Source organism: Candidatus Cloacimonadota bacterium (assembly GCA_020532355.1).
Classification (GTDB): Bacteria; Cloacimonadota; Cloacimonadia; order Cloacimonadales; family Cloacimonadaceae; genus UBA5456.
The window spans coordinates 1-17,124 of the sequence record JAJBBD010000044.1; the positions used below are offsets into that span (position 1 = coordinate 1).

General features: G+C 39.0%; 15 protein-coding genes and 1 tRNA gene. 4 read left to right on the forward strand and 12 right to left on the reverse strand.

Annotated elements, in window-relative coordinates:
* The 12 genes from LHW48_01240 to LHW48_01295 all read right to left on the reverse strand — a co-directional run.
* Positions 1-319 (reverse strand): NAD-dependent epimerase/dehydratase family protein (locus LHW48_01240; GenBank protein ID MCB5259088.1); only part of this gene is annotated, 319 nt, incomplete at its 3' end.
* Positions 316-1,482, reverse strand: coding sequence for a bifunctional phosphopantothenoylcysteine decarboxylase/phosphopantothenate--cysteine ligase CoaBC (coaBC, locus tag LHW48_01245; GenBank protein MCB5259089.1), 1,167 nt, complete (start codon positions 1,480-1,482; stop codon positions 316-318). The genes LHW48_01240 and coaBC, both read right to left, overlap by 4 nt.
* The gene (locus LHW48_01250; GenBank protein ID MCB5259090.1) at positions 1,482-2,132 is read right to left on the reverse strand and encodes a hypothetical protein; all 651 of its coding nucleotides are present in this window, start codon (positions 2,130-2,132) and stop codon (positions 1,482-1,484) included. The genes coaBC and LHW48_01250 overlap by 1 nt, the downstream gene beginning before the upstream one ends.
* Positions 2,132-2,773 carry a hypothetical protein gene (locus tag LHW48_01255; protein ID MCB5259091.1) on the reverse strand — a complete coding sequence of 214 codons (642 nt, stop codon included), beginning with the start codon at positions 2,771-2,773 and terminating at the stop codon, positions 2,132-2,134. Before LHW48_01255 ends, LHW48_01250 begins: the two co-directional genes overlap by 1 nt.
* A complete protein-coding gene (locus tag LHW48_01260; GenBank protein ID MCB5259092.1) occupies positions 2,773-3,738 on the reverse strand; it encodes a hypothetical protein in 966 nt (321 codons plus the stop codon). Before LHW48_01260 ends, LHW48_01255 begins: the two co-directional genes overlap by 1 nt.
* 10 nt (positions 3,739-3,748) lie before the next feature.
* On the reverse strand, positions 3,749-6,937 hold the full coding sequence (locus LHW48_01265) for a T9SS type A sorting domain-containing protein (GenBank protein ID MCB5259093.1): 3,189 nt from the start codon (positions 6,935-6,937) through the stop codon (positions 3,749-3,751).
* An 84-nt stretch (positions 6,938-7,021) separates the two neighbouring features.
* Complete coding sequence (locus LHW48_01270) at positions 7,022-8,047, reverse strand: PorV/PorQ family protein (protein ID MCB5259094.1); 1,026 nt, start codon at positions 8,045-8,047, stop codon at positions 7,022-7,024.
* 187 nt (positions 8,048-8,234) lie between these two features.
* Positions 8,235-8,322: transfer RNA gene (locus LHW48_01275), tRNA-Leu, on the reverse strand.
* Positions 8,323-8,375: 53 nt separating this feature from the next.
* Complete coding sequence (locus tag LHW48_01280) at positions 8,376-9,653, reverse strand: ABC transporter substrate-binding protein (protein ID MCB5259095.1); 1,278 nt, start codon at positions 9,651-9,653, stop codon at positions 8,376-8,378.
* Between the two features lie 192 nt (positions 9,654-9,845).
* Positions 9,846-10,163 carry a hypothetical protein gene (locus tag LHW48_01285; GenBank protein ID MCB5259096.1) on the reverse strand — a complete coding sequence of 106 codons (318 nt, stop codon included), beginning with the start codon at positions 10,161-10,163 and terminating at the stop codon, positions 9,846-9,848.
* 16 nt (positions 10,164-10,179) lie between these two features.
* Positions 10,180-11,379, reverse strand: coding sequence for a cation:proton antiporter (locus LHW48_01290; protein MCB5259097.1), 1,200 nt, complete (start codon positions 11,377-11,379; stop codon positions 10,180-10,182).
* A complete protein-coding gene (locus LHW48_01295) occupies positions 11,379-11,840 on the reverse strand; it encodes a PTS sugar transporter subunit IIA (protein MCB5259098.1) in 462 nt (153 codons plus the stop codon). Before LHW48_01295 ends, LHW48_01290 begins: the two co-directional genes overlap by 1 nt.
* Before the next feature lie 577 nt (positions 11,841-12,417).
* On the opposite strand from LHW48_01295, the gene LHW48_01300 reads away from it, so the two are divergent.
* From LHW48_01300 to LHW48_01315, 4 genes are all read left to right on the forward strand, one after another.
* Positions 12,418-13,515, forward strand: a complete 1,098-nt coding sequence (locus LHW48_01300; GenBank protein MCB5259099.1) for a peptidoglycan DD-metalloendopeptidase family protein — start codon at positions 12,418-12,420, stop codon at positions 13,513-13,515.
* A 60-nt stretch (positions 13,516-13,575) separates the two neighbouring features.
* A complete protein-coding gene (locus tag LHW48_01305) occupies positions 13,576-14,688 on the forward strand; it encodes a Sua5/YciO/YrdC/YwlC family protein (protein ID MCB5259100.1) in 1,113 nt (370 codons plus the stop codon).
* On the forward strand, positions 14,685-16,889 hold the full coding sequence (purL, locus tag LHW48_01310) for a phosphoribosylformylglycinamidine synthase subunit PurL (GenBank protein MCB5259101.1): 2,205 nt from the start codon (positions 14,685-14,687) through the stop codon (positions 16,887-16,889). The genes LHW48_01305 and purL overlap by 4 nt, the downstream gene beginning before the upstream one ends.
* A 20-nt stretch (positions 16,890-16,909) precedes the next feature.
* Positions 16,910-17,124, forward strand: a 215-nt coding sequence (locus LHW48_01315; GenBank protein ID MCB5259102.1) for a hypothetical protein, incomplete at its 3' end; no start/stop codon positions are given.

Consider the following 17,124-nt stretch of genomic DNA (forward strand, 5'->3'; position numbering starts at 1 on the left):
AATTATATACTGGATAGATATTATCTTCTAAAACACGATAAAAAATATCTGGTTTTGTTTCATCCAATAACTGATGGTCTTCACTCCTAACCGCAGCACAGTGAATCATTGCGTCTATGTTATCCAAATAATTTGTAAGATACCTTGAAACAGCTTCATAATCTCTAAGATCCACTGATATTTGTGGAGATTTGAGATCACTTATGCGCTGTTTGTGCTTATGGTATAGAAGGAGAAGCTTTTTGCCTTCAGCCTCATAAATATGGGCAAGATAGCTGCCTATATGAGAATTTGCTCCGCTAATAAGAATCGTATTCATGATTTTTTGGTAATATCCACAATCTTGTGGGCAAGATCAAATTTATCGCCTTGAGCAGTTTGGGAAGATGAATCACAACTAAGTACTGTTATCTCGTTAGTATCTTTTCCGGCATTATTTAAATGATTTGCTACGATAATGTCCAAATTCTTTTTCTGCAGTTTGAGTTTTGCATTCTTAACGATATCAGAAGTTTCAGCGGCAAATCCTATCAGTTTTTGGCCAGGGGCCTTAGTTTCTCCAAGTTCCTGTAATATATCTTTTGTGCTTCGTAGTTTTATACACAAATCTTTACCTTTCTTAATTTTTTCGCTACTGTAAGATTCTGGTTTGTAATCTGACACAGCGGCACACATGAACACCCAGTTACATTGTTGAAAATGCGCAATCATTTCTTTGTGCATTTCTTCCACAGAAATAGCCTCAATCGCATCATTTAAGTAATATGGCAGTTCTGTGCTAATCGCACCATAAACTAAAGTAACCTCAGCTCCCCTTAAACAAAGTGCGCGAGCCAAAGATAACCCCATTTTCCCAGAAGATCGATTACTTATAAAGCGCATGGGGTCAATAGCCTCTTTAGTTGCCCCGGCACTAACCAATGCTTTGATCCCTTTAAGATCACGACCATATTGCAAATAGGTGCGAATGGCAAAAACAAGCTCTTCGTTTGGAGGATACTTGCCTTTCCCACTGTATGCACAAGCTAATAAGCCGGTATCTGGCTCAATTATAAAATGTCCCCTCTTGTGTAGTAATGCAATATTATCTATTGTTGCCTGATTTTGATACATGTGCACATTCATTGCAGGTACCCATAGTATAGGTTTGGTGTATGCAAGAATAATGGAACTAAGTAGATTGTCCGCAATACCATGGGCTGCTTTGGCTATAGTATTTGCGCTTGCAGGGGCAACAATTATCAAATCTGCCCAATCTGCCAAGTTTATATGGGGTATGGCATCATTTTCATACCATAGTGTTGAATAAACCTCGCCATGCGTTATGGCAGAGAAATTTACGGGACTTACAAACTTGTTGGCAGCTTCGGTTAGGACGGTACGGATATCGTAGCCAATCTTATAAAGCTTACTGGCAAGATCTATAGCCTTATATGCCGCTATGCCCCCACATACACATAAGAGAATTCGAGGTTTTTTCATCAGAATTTTACCGAAAGCTTCACTTGGGGTACGTTGTGCCGAACATCTACACTGAAATTCGCCCTACGTTCTTGAGCATTATACCTTAAAACATCGATCCCACTAATAAGGTGATTAAGGATTGTTACTCCCAAGGCTAGCTTAGCAAAAGATTCAAAATCTTGTGCTTTATTCCGCATTTGATTATACTGAGATCTATCTGATTCGGTTTCCCAGCTAAAATACTTATCATCCAGATAGGCATGATCGTCTATATACTGCTGTTGTTGAATTGGATCGGCAGAATACAATCGCATAGCCTCTGCTCTTACAGCTGCATTATAGCCCAAAGCGTCATAACCGCTACTATTATACTTGCCCAAATTTTTTAGAAACTCCTGATCGTAGTCACCAGGATTTATATGAGCATATTTCACTGCATAAACATAGGATTCTTCTTTAAGCAGATTTGCTTCACTTTTTAGATATAACTGACTGCCAATAACAAGTGCTTCAGCTGCAACAAGCGCATAACCATAAGTTCTGCCATTTTTCACTTGTGTGTATCCGGGAATTAACAGAGACATTAGGAAGTCTTTTTTTTGAGCATTCAGCGATGCAACTGAGGCTGCGCACATTAAAATGATGAGTAAGTATTTCAGATTCTTCATCAAAACCTCAATTCACAGTTTAGCGATACTCCATCATAGCCACTTAGTCCAGCGTAAATATTCATGTTTCTGCTTAGTAACGCAGTATCTACAATGCTAATAGCACGATTTAACAGCATTATGCCCAAGGCAAGATTGTGATTAATCTTCATTTTTTGATGCTTACGCCGCATGCTATTATAGGTTTGCCAGTGTTCAATACTTTGCCACTCCCACTGTTCATCTCCACTAAAGCTCTCTGCGGCTATAGTTTCGGCATAACTCACTGGATCGTAGTTAGAGATTAGGTAATAGTTTCTAACTACCATTTCAATATATTCATTGTAATCATCGCTGCTGATGTATTCCTGTACATATTGGTAATGACCCTGTGGAGAATCTAAGGGTACACCGGCGTATTCATTAGCATAACGTTTATACCTGTCTTTTTGCAAATTCATATCCTGATCTGTTTTAAAAAAACTGTATGCCGCTATAATTTCTGAAGAAAGTAAAAATAATCCACGATTAGTTTTTCCCATGGCAATCTCTCCGCTTCCGGGAACTAAAGCACTCATACCAATGTATGCAAAGCGAGATTGGGCAAAAAGAGCACCACCAAACAGGTAGAGCATTAAGACTAGAACAAATCTGTGTTTCATTAAAACTTCCAGTTAAAAGAAAGTGTTGGGGTTAATTTATCGTTTCTTAAACGAGTGTAATATTGCATTCTTATTCCCCTATCGGTTATAGCTCCCCGATTCACTTTTCTTGTCAGGCGTATGGCATCCAGACCGGCAGCAATATGATTAAACGCTAAGCCAAAAGTGAATGCTCGCGAAATTGCATAATCGCTTTTTGCTTCATTACGCATCTCAATGTACTTTCTGCGCATAATACTGAAATCATGACTATCATTTCTAACTTCATGATCCATGTATAAATCTCGTTCGGGAACATCGTATAATGGATAGTTGCCAGACCATGTCCAATTAGGATTGGGGGGATCAGTATCGTAACCAGAGGGACTCCAATTCGGACCTTGAAAACTACCACTTTCGTCAGTAGCAAAAGTATAATACCAATCTGCCCATCCAAATACATAATGAGCGTATTTGCCAATATCTTCATAGAAGTGTTGAGTGTTGTTATCATCCAATCTAAAGTATGATTGTTCGTAGATATCTGCCGAGTTTAAATTCAATAGTAAGGTTTCTACTCTTTCTTGCCTTTCTCTGCTGTATCGGAAAGTATTTTGAATCACTTCACCGTTTGGGAGAGTATAATCGATAAGTTCACCATTTGCATAGTATTCGTAATCCTTAGTTTTATCATCGCCACGCTTATTAAAGTATACAATTCCCGCAATCATGCCAGCCTCTAAGACTGGAAACAGATATGTGGTAAAAGCGCTACGATCTGCGTAAAATTGTCCAGCGCCGGGGAATAACATCGACATTACCATTGCGGTTCGAGCATTCTTTTTTTCGTAATTAACTTGAATAAAATCTGCTTTAAGCTCTTCTTCTTTAGGTGTTTCATTCTCCCAAAGCCAATCTTCGGCATTTTGGGCAAAAACACTGCTTACTATAGTCATTAGCATTAAGCATATTATTATTTTACGCATAAGATACTTCCTATTTCTCCACGGCAAATTTAAAGCTTTTTATTTTATTTCCACTAGTTACATTAACCAGATATACTCCCGAGCTGAGCTTTTTTGAACTTAGCTCTAAATCCAATCTCGGCTCATGCTGTAGTTTATGGGATTGAACTTTCAATCCTGAAATATCATAAATATTTATCTCTATGTCTGCTGGCGCATTTTCCACACGCAAGTGGTAATACTCTTTACTAACTGGACTGGGAAAAACAAAAGCATTAAATGCCTCATGGGTAGTGCCAGGCTCTGCTTGAATACTTCCAAAAACCACACCAGAACCCGAGTTTTGATACCCATTCCACAATATTGGGTTTTCATCTAATCCGTCTATTGAGTGAATGTAGCCAATGTTTTTTCCCGGATTCGCTATTGTATAGTACCACAATAATCTGCTATTTACTGCATCATAATATAAAATATCCGTCCAAGCCGGATGCTCAATCTCGCTATGATATGGTACCAACATCGAAAATTCAGGACGAAGCTCTCCCCTATCGGAGATGGCTACGTATCCTTGACTATTTACTTGAAGATACAGAATTGTCTCATCTTCAAATCTAACAACCTTTGAGTTCCCATTGGGGCTTATAGTAATCCTATCTAAACAGCGTGGAAAGCCCTGATTTAGATATCCATTGTAGTTAATGAGGTATGCATTGTTGCCTAAACCGAAAAAAAGCCTTAGGTCTTTGCTGGAATCTGCCAGAAGAGCAGGCTGAGAAGGTAAATATGAGCTCGGATTCCTAAATATTAGGTTCAGATTAGTTGTATCCATTCTATCTAGGGCATAAGTATAGCGATAGATATTTCCGCTGTTGGCAGTTAAGAATACTTCTACTGCTTTGTCGGATTTGCAAACAATAGGTTCGTACTCTCCAAATATCTCAGGCAATTCAATCGCATCAATTAACGATAGTTGTTGTGCATCCAGAAGATGGAAGTTTCTTTCAGAAAGAGCAATAATGGTGCCACTAAACCCCGTAATATTTTTGAGGTCTTCTACTGAAGTACTATCTGCGATAATGTAGTCTGATACTCTAAATATTGTATCGCCAACATGAGTATAAAGATTGTTATCTATTTCAATTGGTTGCGCAAGTGTTCCCGAAAACTCTATTGCGTTTTCCGCTACACCAATCGTGCTGACCAGCATAAATCTCAATGTGTTATCCTTTACACCCACAATTTCCTTATCACCAGTAATGCTGTTTTCGATACTAATTGCCGGAAAATCAAAATCCCATTCTTCAATCTGGACGGGCTCTATCATCTCTATCCATTCTCCACCAAGATCACAAAAGAGTCTAAGTCCACCGCTACCAAAAAATGGCATAGATAATTCACAGAAATCAGTCGATATAGGCTGGGCAGCCAAGGGGCTGGATTCTACAAAAATACTTTTTGTGGTATCCCACAATGAACTTTCTAAAGTACAGGTCATAATCGGGGCAGGATCACTTATATTATCAAAGAAGAATTGGCCTCCTAATCCAGCTTCATTTACTAAAGCTGGCTCAGATTGTGCACTAAGACGTGGACGCCATTCTTCATCGCTCCATTCTATAAACACTCCATAATCACCAAATGATGGCTTTCTAGCATGAAAATACTCATAGGGTGTACCAGTCCAGTATTGAGAATAATACTCTCCCAAATCCCGAATGCCATCTGCCTCTAACACCATTACACCAGGTCTATTAAAACTAGTGTTTACAGTGTTGTTTTCAAAATTAGACCAAAATGATCCATCGTCGAGAACACTACCTTCTTGGTAAAGAACTTTTTCATTCACATACCATACCAGCAGTCCACCTCCTTTTACATTAAGGTCTCCGTCCAAAAACGATGGCAAAAGATAGTCGTACTCATAAGTTGGTTTATTTGTTGGGTCGCCGAAGGCAACCGGATGAAGAATAACCCTTCCGTTTAAAGTTGCATAAACAGATGTGAAGCCATCACCATCAGGATCCAAATTGCGGTTTTCTATCAAATAGTACTCATCTGGGCTAATCTGATAGCGAATAATATTTGGCTTAACATATTCATCCTGAATCATACTACTACTTGCTATCTCTATCGTGCTTAAAGCTTCATATTCGCTAATGTCCTTGTATAAACCATTACTCCGAAAAATATCTTCAAAAAGTAAAGACCGACTAAATGCACCTGGTAATGTGGGTAGGGCTCCTTCCACTAAAACATAATCGTCATTTTCATTGCCCAAATCGAATTTTGAAATACCAGATCCGCCACTATCCATAATGTCGAACATACCAACCATTGGTGAGAAACTATAAACATTGTATAAGTCTACTAGCCCCAATGAATGTCCAAATTCATGAAATAGTACCGCATTTAATGCACCATAACCTGTATGAGTAATTTTGCCACCCTCTTCTATGAAATCAAAATCTTGAGATATCGTAGCAGGCACATTACAAGCATGAAATATCTCGTGATCTCCATTGTCAACCTCGGCTTGCTTACCATCTCCTACTCGGATAAAAAACGAGGGAATATCTACGGGACTGTCTCCGGCATAATCGTGTTGCCAATCTGAACCAGCATGAATAATCATATAATGAGCATATTGTCCAAATTCAATTTGGGGATCATCATTATCAGCGGTTTCAAATGCCTCCTTAAAATACTCTTCCATCTTGCTAACAAAAAGCTCAGAATTTGCATTAGGGGGGTTGTAATAGGACATCGGTTGTGAAAGTGTGTATGCAGCCTTATCCTTTGGCCAAACATCATAAATAAGATCGTAATATCCCGCTGAAGCAGAACTATAGTAATGGCGCATAGCTTCTAGGTTTGCTTCAAAGTACTCACGGTCATGGGGAGGCTTGCCAATGGAGAATAGGTAGTCAGCATCTTCTTCAAGTTGAAACTTTCCATTTCCAGTACTCAAGGGATCTTCATCTTCTTGAAAATCTACCAATATCACCAATAGTTTTCGATAGTCGCCCTTATTTTTTTGAGCATGTTCAAAAGTACTCTCTTGCCTTAATAGCGAGGCATAAGGATGAATCTTAGGCTTGTTTGTTTTGGGGTAAGGGTGTAAGTTCATTTTTTGGGCAAAAAGCTGAGAGCAATATGTTGCGGGTATCATAATCATTGCCAACACAACAATCAGCCCAGAGAGGCTTATTCTTTTCATGATTTCCTTGTTTAATGATTCATTTTTAGAAACTTGCAGAAGCAGACCATAGCGATCTGCTTCTACTGTTTAAACTGTATAGAATTAGTATTCAACACCCAGAGAGAATACTTTATTAAAATCGGTTAGTTCTCCACCGGGAACCATCGAGAAATCAGCAGTCAGTTTATACTTTTGGTCGAATGTATATTGAAGTCCTACACCAAAACTAGGTCCTGTAATTTTACCGGCAGTATCAGCAAAATATCCTCCCCTCAAGGCGATGAGATCCAGATATAAGTATTCAGCACCAGCAGAATAAATGGTTTCATCTATATGCTCCCAGCCAGTTACGAATCTTTTAAACAGGGGATCTTCATTTGCCAACATCTTACTTGCTTCGGCAGATATCGTAAACCGGCTCATGGGATTATCAAGCACTCTATATGCGGCACCAGCTCTCACAGTCATTGGTGATGGGTCTGCTTGATCTTGATCTACAAAAGTAACATCCGGACCAAGATTTTGTAATACAAGCGCTAAATCTAATCCATTGATATTGGCTGCATTGCGGTATTTTGCTCCCAAGTCGAAGCCAAAACTAAAAGCTTTTCCTTCTTTCTCGGTTGATCCAGTTCCGGGCGCAAGATAGCTATAGATAAGCTTAAAATTTGCCCCAACACCTAGTATCTCTGGTATCATTTCATAAGAATAGCCAACAGCTCCGGCTATATCGAAGGGATGAAAAGTTCCCAAATAAACTTGGTTTGAATCAGTATGTTCTTGTGTTCCTGCATCCAGTAGCACTATATGAGCATTTAAATTTCCGATTCCCTCAAAATACTGGTTCCAGCCTAAGTATTCATAGAACATATCGTTCAATCCAGAGCCTTGTAGCCATGGTATATGGTTCAGGGCAAGTTGTCCTTCGCGATTAAATGCAGTTGCTCCCGGATTCCACCACATGGCAAATGCGTCGTCGGCTACAGCTGTGTATGCTCTGCCCATTCCATTTGCGCGACCACCGGGTTCAAAGGTGAGAAAGAGTAGGGAACCTTGAGATATTGCAGTTAAGGGTACTGCAAAAACAATTACAAGGATAAGGCTTAAGGTGATGCGTCTTAATGACATCTATACCTCCACAGGTTTCAGGCTTGATTTATGGTTTCAGCAGGGCGCATATATATCCCCGTGTATCTTGGGACAATATTCGCACACAAACAATATAATTCAATAAAAATTTCTGTGATGCGAATTGTCATAACTTTCATAGAATTTAGCCGCTTAACAAATGAACAATGATACTCCTTGCAAAGTATGGTGCCGAAGGCCGGAATCGAACCGGCATGGGCAAGAAGCCCGGTGGATTTTGAGTCCACTGCGTCTACCAATTTCACCACTTCGGCACATATTTTTCTCAAAACTAATAATTCCCGTTCTTTGTCAAGTTAAAAAATGATCACCGTGCTTCTTCGGCAATTAACTCGGCAAATTTATGCGCTGCACCGTCTAAAGCTTCTTTGGGTGTGCTTTGATTGCGCATCGCTCTTTCCAGGTAGCTTTTAAGCTCGGGTCTGGCTTTAAACCAGGCAGCAGTTTGGGGTTCATATACCGCTGTTTCAAGCTGCTCGTAAATACCTTGATATTGTGGATATTTTTCTAAAAAATCTACGATCGTATCGCTTCTCATTGCGCTTCTTCGCACCGGCATATAGCTTGTAGCAATGCTCCAGCGAGCTGTCTGTTCAGTATCGGTAAACCATTTAATGAATTCCCATGCTGCTCGTTCTCGTTTCCTATCTCCAGATTTGAATATTACAATATTTGCTCCAGATACTGCGCTCTGATTAGTACGGTAACTTGGTAATGGCGCATAACCGATATTAAAGTTGATGGGTTGTTGTCGCATATGAGTAATTGAAACACTGGATCCTTCATACATAGCAACAATTCCAGCCAAGAAGTCATTCTGACCTTCATATTCACGCACCAAATATACAGTTTGATCTTTGTACATCATATCGGTTATGTATGTAAGTGCTTCTACACCCTGCGGACTATTTAGTGCAGGATTCCCCTTTTCGTCTATTAAGGTACCTCCTGCTTGATGTAATAGATTCACAAATTGCCATTCGTTTACATTGAAATTTGTACCATATTTATCTATTTCACCATCATTATCAGTGTCTCTGGTAAGTAATTTTGCATAATCCTTAAACTCCTGCCATGTTTGGGGGAAGCTCTCTGGATCTAATCCAGCCCGGTAAAACTCATCTTTATTGTAAAAATATGCTCTTACGCTTTTATTGAAAGGGAATGAATATAATGTGTCATTAAATGTATTGGAGTTTCTAAATACCGGATATACATCTTTCAGATCCTCTTCATCAAAATCTTCATCTTCGGCAATCAACTCATCTAGTGATGCTAATACTCCAGATTCTATATATTTAGATGCCCAACTTTCGAAAACCTGAGCTATGTCCGGTTGCTTTTTTGCCTGGATTGATGCCATTAGTTTTTGAGATAATGCGGTATAACTACTGATAGGGTTTGCCACTACTTCTATATCGTCATGATTACGATTAAATTCCATGATCATTTCATTTAGTGTATCACCTAAGGGTCCGCTTAGTCCGTGCCAAAATGTTACTCTGGTTTTACCGGTTGTCAGAGTTTTTCCACAAGCACCTATCAGCAGGCTTATCAATATTGCAGCAATCAGTAATCGACGCATATTATCTCCCATGAATATTCTTCTTGATGTGATTAAAACACAACGTATTATCATTATCAAATCAATTATTGTAAGATTCCCAAAGCAGTCAATCTTTTTCTGCTTTAACAAGATCTATTGCTACAATTAAATGCCCAAGTCTTATTATTAGTAGAGATCATCATTGATTAATTCTTTAAATTGCTTATCTAGTTATTCTACTATACATGTTATTGGTACCAAGAATACCTTTACCATTCCCATATTGATAAGATCTAGTCCAGATTCCTTCAATTCTTGTATGGCAAAATCGATATCATTCTTTTCTGCAACGCCCATTATCACGCTTCCATATCCCTGACGGATGTCTGGAGATTCCTTAAAAGACGCAAATAGAGGAATATCATAAAGCATTTTTTGCCCAAGTGTTTCACCACTTAACACAATTGTATCCTCAATTCCTGCTTCTGATAGAGCCAGAATTACATCATCTAAATATTTATCGTTATACAAATGTAAAATCATGTACATCGCGTATCTCCTAAAATCATTCTTTAACTCTCAGCTCTCCGGCTTTGCCAAGCCCGTATTTAACCAATACGGGACCAATTAACATTATTAAGAAAGTGGACGCAGTCATTACGCTTAGTACTTGGGTAGCCTCTGCTTCTAATCCTAATTCAGAAAGAATACTTGCTGCTCCCAAACTTAAGCCAATAGCCACTCCAGCTTGAGAGAGTAAGGTATAACCCAGATACTTACGAATCTTAGATTCAGATTTCGTTATTTTTGCTCCCCACCAGGCTCCGCCAAACTTCCCAATGCTACGAAAGATGATATATGCAATTATCAACATGGAATAAGAGGCTATTTCACCGAAATCTAGACGTGAGCCCAACAAAACAAAAAACATTAAATACACCGGAGGAGACCATTGAGTTAGAGAATGAGTAAATTTTTTGGTGATAATTCCGTTGTTATTTGTCATTATAATGGCTGCACTCATTGTAAGTAATATTGGGGAAATACCCAAAAATTCTGCTAGAGAACACATAATAAACAATGAACCCAAAGAATAAATAAGGAATAGAGATTGTTCGTGTATATAACGAGCAAATTTAACCAGAAGATAACCTATTGCTGCCCCCAAAATAATCTCGAGCAGAATATCCCCAATGGCTCCAATCACTGCATGTGAAACACTCAGGTTTTGAGCACCTAACATAATTCCAGCTAAAGGAATCCCCAGTGAATAAAGAATAAGAGCGAATATGTCATCTAAACCCATTACTGCAAATAGCGTAGAAGTAAGCTCTCCCTTGGCGTGATACTGACGAATTACGTCTATCGTCCCTGCTGGTGCAGTAGCACAAGCCAAAGCCCCATAGATAATTCCCATGGGAATGCTCTTAAGGGCAATTGCCGTGGCAGTTGCTACCACTACAAATGCAACACTCGCTTCCAGTACCACAATAATAATGATCTTTTTGCCCATCTGCCGCAACTCTTTAAACCGTAATTCCGAACCAATATTAAATCCAATTAACGCCAATGTTATGAGATTGATAAAGCTAAGACTCTCTACTTGATTCAAGTTCACATAAGCAATTATTGCTGGACCAAAAATAGCTCCGGTAATTATGTATCCAATAATTACAGGAACCTTTATATAGTTAGCTCCTCTCCCGCTTATTAATGAAAACAACAAGCATATTCCCATAAAGGAGAGTAGATAAACATCTTGCATTATTTACTTTCCACCAATATCTCATAGATTTCCTTGGGGTTTGTTGCCTGCATCAATTTTTCAACTAGTTGATGCTTTCTCATCCTCAACATCAACCGCGATAGTAATTTAACATATTTCTTGTCCTGGTTGTTGTTTGCCACTATCATAAATATTAAGTAAACAGGTTTACCGTCCACAGCATCAAATTCTATGCCTTCGTTAATCTTTGCAAATGCAATTACAAAGTCTTCAACTGCTGTTGTACGAGCATGTGGAATTGCAACACCTTCCCCAATTCCAGTACTCATGGTCTTTTCACGCATAAATATCGCTTTCTTCATGGTAGCGGCATCTTTCACGCTGGGATCTTGCCCAATCAGATCTGCCATTTTAGACAAAATATCTTGTTTACTGCTTGAATCCAAACAAAGAACACGTTCGGGTGTTAAATAGGAACAAACCTCGAGATTATCTGTCATTATCGCCTCAATATTTACTGATTTTGCATACTATCGTTTTTTTATGCCCATTTTTGTCAAGACAGAACCAATATAATAGACCTTTGAATAATCGGGGTATGAAGCGGAGCCTCATGCTACAAAGGTGGTTCGTAGGCATAGCTACTATCAAAATAAGCTTACCAAACCGACATCTCGTGCATAAATAAACTGCTATATATGGATGTGCAAAGTTCTCGCTTAATTAATTGTCTTTAAATCTATTATTGAGAACAAGTGCAGTGAGTACTAACGATTCTATGGAGCTAAGCCATTGCAATCCTTCGCACTTCGCTTATCTTTCCCTCATGATGTCCTCATCTCATGAGGAGATAATGAGCAGAAATAGAGCAAACGAATAGAGAAAGTAGTGGGGGTGCAATATTGGTGACCTAAATGGATAGAAAAGAGAACTTAAAAAACCACATTCCTCCGATTTTCAATTTCGGTGACTCTTTATACTTTTACTGCAGAATCTCATGATATGAGCGTAAATTCTTGTTGACACCATTATGCTTGCTCAAAATATTGCGCTTAACTGTGTCTTCTGGAGAAACTTATGTATAAAGCGCTGTTTTTAATGCTAATAATGCTTTTGTTCGTCAACTTGCTTGCCGACAATCTTGACGATAAAATGCGAGAATTGCAGCGTATACAATCTCAACTTGAAACAACTGAACAAAAGGCCAAGCAAACAGCAGAAAAAAGGAAGCAGACCGAATCTGAGATTCAACGTACAGCCTCTCTAAAGCATCTTTCCGATCAAAATGTGAATAAATACCGTTCTGCAGTATTAGTTGTGCGCGATTCTTTAAGCGAAGTTGAGCGCAGATTAGCTAATGCCAATGATCGCCTAAGCAATCTCCAATATGCTCAAAATGCAGAAATGAACATGCTCTTGCGGGTTGATCGCAGCTTTTCAGCACAACAAATTTCGCATCGAGATCAACGTTACTTGCAAAGCTTGATTCTACATCAAAAAAGGGATTTTGATATTCTTAACGGTTATAAAGCTTCATTGGTGCATGCTCAAGATTTACACAACGCTGAAGCATCCAAAATAAACCGTAGCTTAAGAACTGAAAGTCAGAAAAATAAAAGATACAATAAACAGATTAGTGCTCTTACTAATCAGCAGAAAAAGCTAAGTAAGCAAGAGCAGGAGCTACAAAATAACATAGCTAAACTAAAACGCGATGCCGCAGCACTTGAAACCCTGATAAGCCAATTGCTAGAAGAAAGTGGGCGCAGTCTGCCAAGTTACGAATTCACCCAAATCAAAATTGCCTGGCCAGTTAAGGGTAATATTATCCGTAGTTTTGGTCAAGAGACTCGTTCATACAATACCAGCGTTGTTAGTAATGGTATAGATATTGCCGTTCACGAAGGTACAAATGTGCACGCAGTTGATGATGGAGAGGTAATATTCTCAGACCGTTACGGGGGTCAGGGGAAACTAATAATTATTGATCATAAGAATGGATTCTTTAGCCTTTATGGTTACAACAGCGATCTATTAGTAGATCGTGGAGACACAGTAACTCGAGGTACCGTTATCGCACGTAGCGGCGCTACGGGATCAGCGTTGGAGCCTGCTTTACATTTTGAACTACGCAAAGATGGCAGAGCCATAAACCCGGTGCCATATTTTGAATAAACGGCAATTTCTATGCCAGAATAATTCGTTTTCATCTTACGCATGTTGATAAGGGAATAAATGATGCTCAAAGTGAAGAATCCTTCAGAGAAGAAAATTCAAAGATTACTGCAAAAAGATCCTCTTACTGAATCAACTATTTTGCATTATACAGGCAATATGTGGGGAATTGGGTGCCGCTTATCTGCGCACAACACAATCAATCGTATTCATGAGCTCAAACAACGCAGCAAATCTGGCATGATCGTTCTTGTTCCGGATATAGCTTGGATATCTGCGAACATCAATGTACCCGAACGCATCTACTCACTTATGCAACAGTATTATCCAGGAAATTTGAGCATTGCATTTACAGTAGATAATCCAAGTTATGAACATGTGGCATATAATCAAAAAGTAGCTTTTCGAGTTCCTTCAGATCCTATGCTACGCTATATAATTAGTCTTCTAGGCGAGCCTATTGTTTCTACTAGTGTGAACTACTCAAATCTTCCAGCAGAAAATGATTTACATCGTTTGGAGAAAGTGTTTGGCTCTTGGTTCGATATTGCATTTATCCCCCCTGATACTGCTATTGGTGAACATTCTCCCTCCACTCTTATAGAATATGTATCAAAAAGTGAGGGAGAAATAGAGGATATCAAATGCATCAGAGAAGGTTCAATCCCTTTTTACCAGATCAAAAAATCTTTTTCTTTGCCTTTGGTTATGTTTGTTTGTACTGCCAATATATGCCGCAGTCCTATAGCGGAAAAGCTCTTTGCCAAAATGATCAAAGAGCATAACCTTAAACTGAATACAGATAGTAGTGGGCTTTTAGACGGGGGGCACATGATATCTCTTTCATCCATGCAACTTCTTATGGAAAGAGGTATTTTAGACGCTCAAGAGCACGTCTCAAAAAAAATTAGCCCCTCCATGGTGAGTAATTCATGGTTGATTCTTACAATGGAGGAAAGGCAAAGAGATTTTTTGCGCCAAACATATCCCGATGCAGCACATAAGATACTTACACTAAACGAAATAACAGGTTTTGAAGGTGATATTACAGATCCTTATGGTAGTGAACTGGATTTTTATCGCAATACTCAAAATATTATTGAAGAACGCTTACACATACTTTTAGAGAGAATCATAAACAACGATATCATGCTTTTTAAGGATAAGCAATGAGTATAATAGAACCTCATATTATTATAGAACATGGCATATCTAAGGAAGAATACGATAATATAGTTCACATACTAGCTAGAGAACCAAATCTCGTAGAGTTAGGTATTTTCAGCGTGATGTGGAGTGAACATGCCAGTTATAAGAATTCCATATTGCAGCTTAAAAAACTACCTAAAGAAGGTGAGATGTTGCTAGCTAAAGCCGGAGAAGAGAATGCCGGAGTTGTAGATATTGGTGATAATCTTGCCATCAGTTTCAAAATAGAAAGCCATAACCACCCCTCAGCATTAGAGCCTTACCATGGGGCAGCCACAGGAGTTGGCGGCATATTAAGGGATATCTTCACGATGGGAGCCCGACCCATTGCAACTTTTGACTCTCTGCGATTTGGCAATCCTGATAATCCCATTATCAAGCACTTACTTTCTGAAGTAGTAAAGGGTATTGCCGATTATGGAAACTGCTTTGGAGTACCTACAGTGGGAGGTGAAATATATTTTGAGGATAGTTATGAAGGTAATCCCTTAGTAAATGCTATGGCGATTGGTCTTTTAGAGCATAAAAACCTGGCAAAGTCTGCGGCATCAGGGCCTGGGAATGCCGTTATTATTGTAGGCGCAAAAACTGGAAGAGACGGCATCCATGGAGCTACCTTTGCTTCACTAGAGCTCTCGGAGAAATCCGAAGAAAAACGTACAGCAGTACAAGTTGGAGACCCATTCTACGAGAAGATGCTTTTAGAAGCTACTTTAGAGATAATTAAATCTGGTTTAGTTGTTGCAATCCAGGATATGGGTGCTGCGGGTTTGACCTGTTCTTGTAGTGAAATGGCGGGTAAAGGTAAGGTTGGCATAGATATAGACGTAAGTAAGGTTCCTCAACGAGAAAGCGGAATGAATACGTATGAAATAATGCTTTCGGAATCTCAGGAACGTATGTTGGTTATAGTTGAACCACATAATATCGATAAAGTCCTAGCAATATTCGATAAATGGGATTTGGATGCGGTTCAAATAGGCACAGTAACCAACGACAAACTGTTACGGGTTAGAAACAACGATGTTATTGAAGCTGAAATACCTGCGGAGTATCTGATTCTTGGGGGGAAAGCTCCGGTATATAAAAGAGAGTCTTGCCGTCCTAAATATCTAGATCTAGTCCAAAATGAGAGGATAGACTCTCTATCTACCTCATGTAGTGCAAACGATATCCTTTTCAAATTGATGGGCAGCCCCAATATCGCTTCCAAGCATAATATTTATACTCAATTCGATCACATGATAGGCATTGCTACTACTATAGAGCCGGGAAGTGACGCTGCAGTAATTAGGATAAGAAATACTGCTAAAGCTATTGCCGTCGCAACTGACTGTAATGGTCGTTTTTGTTACTTAGATCCATATGAAGGAACAAAAGCAGCAGTTGCTGAAGCTGCCCGAAACGTTGCCTGTAGTGGCGCAAAACCTATTGCGATTACAAATTGCTTAAACTTTGGGAATCCACATAAACCAGAGGTTTATTACTGTTTTGAAGAATGCATCAGGGGCATGAAAGATGCTTGCCTTGCCTTCAATACCCCTGTAACGGGTGGCAATGTTAGTTTTTACAATGAAAACCCCGTTGGAGCCATCTTCCCCACTCCCGTTATCGGGATGTTGGGATTAATGCAGGATTTTCACAAAGCTTGCTCCCAGCATTTTAAGCAAGCAGATGATAAAGTATTTCTTTTAGGAAAGATGAATCAGCGCTTAGGCGGAAGCCAGTATCTGAAAGTTATCCATAATCGCATTACTGGTAAGATAGCGAGAATTGATTTAGAAGAAGAAATAAATCTACAAAACTGTATAATCGAACTAATTGACAAAGATCTGGTAAATAGCGCTCACGATGTTAGTGATGGCGGAATTGCAGTTGCATTAGCAGAATCGTGCTTCAACCCCAAAAAATGCTTTGGATTAAAAGCTTCTATGCCTCAAAATCAAGATTTTATTACTGCTTATTTTGGCGAATCTGGTGGGAATATAATAATCTCTGCAAAACCAAATTGTGAGGATAGTATCATAGAAATTGCCAAGACTCATCACACACTGTGTACATATCTGGGTACTGTAACCGAACCCCAAATTTTCGAATTAGACAACAATATTTCAGTTTGTATAGCTGATTTACGGAAAACATACGAGCAAGGACTACAAATCTAAACATGGAGGAGGAAATGAGAATGAATTTCTTCTTTGGGAACATCTTCTGGGGAATTCTTTTGGTGCTCTGGGGCGCATCATTGATATTGAAAACGTTCAATATTCATATGCCATTGGCAAAAATCTTCATAGCAGTAGTGATTATTATGTTTGGGATTAAGCTCCTAATTGGCTCAAACTCTAAATCTTTAACTAGAGATCATTCTGGACGCAGAAACTACTATCGCAGCAATCG

Bases quoted from the DNA above. Each gene is read 5' to 3' on its own strand.
- LHW48_01270 (MCB5259094.1), bottom strand. From the start codon at position 8,047: ATGTCATTAAGACGCATCACCTTAAGCCTTATCCTTGTAATTGTTTTT.
- purL (MCB5259101.1), top strand. From the start codon at position 14,685: ATGAGTATAATAGAACCTCATATTATTATAGAACATGGCATATCTAAG.
- coaBC (MCB5259089.1), bottom strand. From the start codon at position 1,482: ATGAAAAAACCTCGAATTCTCTTATGTGTATGTGGGGGCATAGCGGCA.
- LHW48_01290 (MCB5259097.1), bottom strand. From the start codon at position 11,379: ATGCAAGATGTTTATCTACTCTCCTTTATGGGAATATGCTTGTTGTTT.
- LHW48_01250 (MCB5259090.1), bottom strand. From the start codon at position 2,132: ATGAAGAATCTGAAATACTTACTCATCATTTTAATGTGCGCAGCCTCA.
- LHW48_01255 (MCB5259091.1), bottom strand. From the start codon at position 2,773: ATGAAACACAGATTTGTTCTAGTCTTAATGCTCTACCTGTTTGGTGGT.
- LHW48_01285 (MCB5259096.1), bottom strand. From the start codon at position 10,163: ATGTACATGATTTTACATTTGTATAACGATAAATATTTAGATGATGTA.
- LHW48_01300 (MCB5259099.1), top strand. From the start codon at position 12,418: ATGTATAAAGCGCTGTTTTTAATGCTAATAATGCTTTTGTTCGTCAAC.
- LHW48_01280 (MCB5259095.1), bottom strand. From the start codon at position 9,653: ATGCGTCGATTACTGATTGCTGCAATATTGATAAGCCTGCTGATAGGT.
- LHW48_01265 (MCB5259093.1), bottom strand. From the start codon at position 6,937: ATGAAAAGAATAAGCCTCTCTGGGCTGATTGTTGTGTTGGCAATGATT.
- LHW48_01305 (MCB5259100.1), top strand. From the start codon at position 13,576: ATGATGCTCAAAGTGAAGAATCCTTCAGAGAAGAAAATTCAAAGATTA.
- LHW48_01295 (MCB5259098.1), bottom strand. From the start codon at position 11,840: ATGACAGATAATCTCGAGGTTTGTTCCTATTTAACACCCGAACGTGTT.
- LHW48_01260 (MCB5259092.1), bottom strand. From the start codon at position 3,738: ATGCGTAAAATAATAATATGCTTAATGCTAATGACTATAGTAAGCAGT.